This is a genomic window from Planktothrix sp. FACHB-1355, from assembly GCF_014748295.1.
Lineage (GTDB): Bacteria > Cyanobacteriota > Cyanobacteriia > Cyanobacteriales > Aerosakkonemataceae > Aerosakkonema > Aerosakkonema funiforme_A.
In genome coordinates this window covers 1-3,826 of sequence record NZ_JACJUP010000676.1, presented here as the reverse complement: position 1 = coordinate 3,826, position 3,826 = coordinate 1, and the positions used below count along the sequence as shown (strand labels likewise).

General features: G+C 44.2%; 3 protein-coding genes. 2 read left to right on the top strand and 1 reads right to left on the bottom strand.

Annotation, left to right across the window (positions count from 1 at the left end; all coding sequences use genetic code 11):
• Positions 1–826, bottom strand: an 826-nt coding sequence (locus H6S82_RS22875) for a response regulator transcription factor (RefSeq protein WP_191056761.1), incomplete at its 3' end; no start/stop codon positions are given.
• Between the two features lie 466 nt (positions 827–1,292).
• On the opposite strand from H6S82_RS22875, the gene H6S82_RS22870 reads away from it, so the two are divergent.
• Both H6S82_RS22870 and H6S82_RS22865 read left to right on the top strand, forming a co-directional pair.
• On the top strand, positions 1,293–2,672 hold the full coding sequence (locus H6S82_RS22870) for a carotenoid oxygenase family protein (protein ID WP_190473758.1): 1,380 nt from the start codon (positions 1,293–1,295) through the stop codon (positions 2,670–2,672).
• Positions 2,673–2,837: 165 nt separating this feature from the next.
• Positions 2,838–3,826, top strand: a 989-nt coding sequence (locus tag H6S82_RS22865; protein ID WP_191056760.1) for an aldo/keto reductase, incomplete at its 3' end; no start/stop codon positions are given.

Below are 3,826 nucleotides of genomic sequence, written 5' to 3'. Positions count from 1 at the left end.
ACCAGTTTCCTCGCTCTAGTTCATCCAGCATTTCTTCACTACTATCAGTTCTTTCAATTGGTAAAGCCAATCGCTCCTGTAACCAGGATGTTAATCGATCGGGCAAACCCGCAGCTACAATCAAAGGCAGATTCTCTTCCTCCTGTTCGTTAGATAGTGGTTTGAGACGATAACCCATGCCGTAAACTGTCTCTATCAAATCCACAGGTGCGCCTACGGATTTAAATTTTTGCCGCAAGCCTTTAATATGCGCTTTGACTGTATCTTCTCCCGGAGCATCTTCCCAAGACCAAAGGTGATCTAAAATTGCTCTGCGACTATATATACGACGACTGTTGCGTAAAAAAAGCTCTAATAAAGAATATTCTTTAGGGCTTAAAGGAACTATTTTATTTTCATAAGTGACTTCACAGGTACTGGGGTCAAGGTGTAACTTTCCCCATTGCAAAACGGGAGCCAAAGCAGAATTTCCCCGTCGCAGCAAGGCGCGAATGCGAGCGCCTAATTCTTTTAAATCAAAAGGTTTGACTACATAATCATCGGCTCCCACATCTAAACCCGTAACTTTATCTATGCTAGTTTGACGAGCAGTGAGGAGGAGTACGGGCATCCGATACCCACCAGATCGTATTCGACGGCACAAAGTCATACCATCCATTTTAGGAAGCATGACATCGAGGAGAATCAAGTCGTAAGTATAGGCTTCTATTAATTCCCAACCAGCTTCTCCATCTTCAGCAATATCGACGACATAATGTTGTTTGCTAAGGAAGTCACAAACAAGCCCTGCGACTGTCTCATCGTCTTCTACTAGCAGAATTCTCATCTAAATATCTCCCTGGGTATCGCTTTCATTATGAAAATAGTCAGGTGTGGGCGGCAAGGGAATAGGAAGTTATCAATTATACCAATTCGGTTACATACACTGCCTGAAGATGTGGCGATCGCATCCTGTATACATATAAATTTTGATTAATTTAAGCAGGAAACTTTGTCAGTTGAAGGTTTACGGCGATCGTCTTAATAACTCAACTTCAACAAAAATCTATAACTCTTGATAGATGACTATTTAGCAGTATGTGCATATAGCTCTATTAGATTTGGCGTTGTCGTCCCAGAGAAACCAGGTTTCTTGTTTTGCAAACAGCCATATTTCATTGCTTTGGCCTATAGAAACCCAGTTTTTGGGATTAATGAATCGATATTCTAGAAGGTCTTGCGCTGAAGTGATCGCTACTTATGTAACAATTTGTAAAAATAGGGAAAGCCAGCGATTAAGCAAATTCAGAGTTATGACAACAACAGCAGTCAATCCCTATCTAGAAGGTAACTTTGCCCCAGTCCCAGAGGAAATTACAGCTCAAGACCTCCCGGTAACAGGCGAACTACCACCCAACCTCAATGGGATGTTTGTTCGTAACGGCCCAAATCCCCAGTTTCGCCCAAAAGGTCGTTACCATTGGTTCGACGGCGACGGAATGTTACACAGCGTACAAATTAGCAACGGCAGGGCAACCTATCGCAACCGTTACGTGCGAACGCGAGGATGGCAAATCGAACACGACGCCGATAAAGCCATTTGGACAGGCATATTTGAACCAATTCAGGAAAATAATCCTTATGGCCCATATAAGAACACAGCTAACACAGCCTTAGTATGGCACGATCGACGTCTGCTAGCACTTTGGGAAGGCGGAGAACCCCACGAAATCAAAGTACCCTCACTGGAAACAGTCGGTTCCTACACTTATGAAAACCAGCTAAAAAGTGCTTTCACCGCCCATCCCAAAGTCGATGCCGTAACTGGCGAAATGATGTTTTTTGGCTACGGAGTAGCGCAACCGCCTTATCTGCAATACAGTGTAGTTTCTCCCGAAGGAAAGTTGCTGCGAACAGTTCCAATTGACTTACCAGTTGGCGTGATGATGCACGACTTTGCCATCACGGAAAACTACACCATATTTATGGATTTGCCCCTGACATTCCGAACCGAACGGATGAAGAGAGGCGAACCGGCATTTATGTTTGAATCGGACATACCCAGTCGCTTTGGCATCGTTCCCCGTCACGGAGATAACAGCAACATTCGCTGGTTTGAAGCACCAGCTTGTTATATATTTCACACTCTCAACGCCTATGAAGAAGGAGATGAAGTCATACTCATAGCTTGCCGGATGGAAAGCACCAGCGTGCTTGATGCCTCGCCAACATCTCAAAATAGCCAAAGCGATATTCCCCTGCTGCACCGCTGGCGATTTAATCTCCGCACTGGTGCGATGAAACAAGAACAAATTGATGATATACCCTCGGAATTTCCGCGTGTAAACGAACAACTGGTAGGACGACCAACTCGTTACGGTTATACAGCGCGATCGGCCCCAACTTCATTACCTTTATTTGATGGCTTCATCAAGTACGACTTTGTTAGCGGTACTTCCCAAATTCACGAATTTGGGAAAGGACGTTATGGAGGCGAGGCAGTATTTGTTCCTCAACCAGATGCTACTGATGAAGATGACGGCTGGTTGGTCACATTTGTTTACGACGATGACAAAGAGAGTTCGGAGTTAGTCGTAGTAAGCGCTAAAGAAATAACCGCCGAACCTGTTGCTAGAATCTCGATTCCTACTCGCGTGCCTTATGGTTTCCACGGCACTTGGGTTCAGTTTTGATTTTTGTCACATCTTGCACCTGTGCTTTAATCCCGCTGGGAACTCAAGTTTCCAGCTAATAGCGAAAGTCCACTTAAGTGGACTCAAATAGATAAGATATATATGCCTGTTGGGGTAATTCATGAATTACCTCAACAGCTAAAGTTCAAAATCTAAGCGATCGCCATGAAACTACCTGCATCAAGCCGACTGCAACTTACCCCCGATCTGAACATTTGCCGTATCCTCAATGGTATGTGGCAAGTATCGGGCGCTCATGGAAAAATTGACCAAAAAACCGCTATTTCTCATATGTTCGAGTACATGGATGCGGGTTTTACCACTTGGGACTTAGCAGACCATTATGGCCCCGCAGAAGATTTTATTGGCGAGTTCAGACGGCAATTAATTGCTAATCGGGGCCAAGCAGCTTTATCAAATCTCCAAGCTTTCACCAAATGGGTACCTCGCCCCAGCAAAATGACTCGTAAAGTAGTCGAAGATAACATTAATATATCCCTCAAAAGAATGGATGTACCCAGTTTGGATATGGTACAGTTTCACTGGTGGGAATATAGGGATAAAAACTACCTGGATGCCCTAAAATACATGGCGGAACTTCAGGCAGAAGGAAAAATTAAACATCTAGCTTTAACCAATTTCGATACCGAGCATTTAAAAATTATCACCGATGCAGGGATAAAAATTGTATCCAATCAGGTGCAATTTTCTTTAGTCGATCGCCGTCCGGAAGTAAGTACGATCGAATTCTGTCAGCAACACGATATTAAGCTGTTTGCTTACGGGACACTTTGTGGCGGTTTGTTGTCGGAGAAATATTTGGGTCGTCCCGAACCGCGAGGGGGAGATCTTTTCACCGTTAGCTTGAGAAAATACAAAAATATGGTCGATGCTTGGGGAGGGTGGAACCTCTTCCAAGAACTGCTGAATACACTCAAGCAAATAGCAGATAAACATGGCGTAAGTATTGCCAATGTAGCTGTGCGTTATATTCTGGATAAACCAGCGGTGGGTGGTGCGATCGTCGGTGCTAGACTCAGCATATCCGAACATATAGAAGAAAATGCGAAGGTGTTCGGTTTTACACTAGACGAGCAAGATGGCGATCGCATTGATTCCATCTCTGAAAAGTCGCGGAATTTGTATGAGCTAAT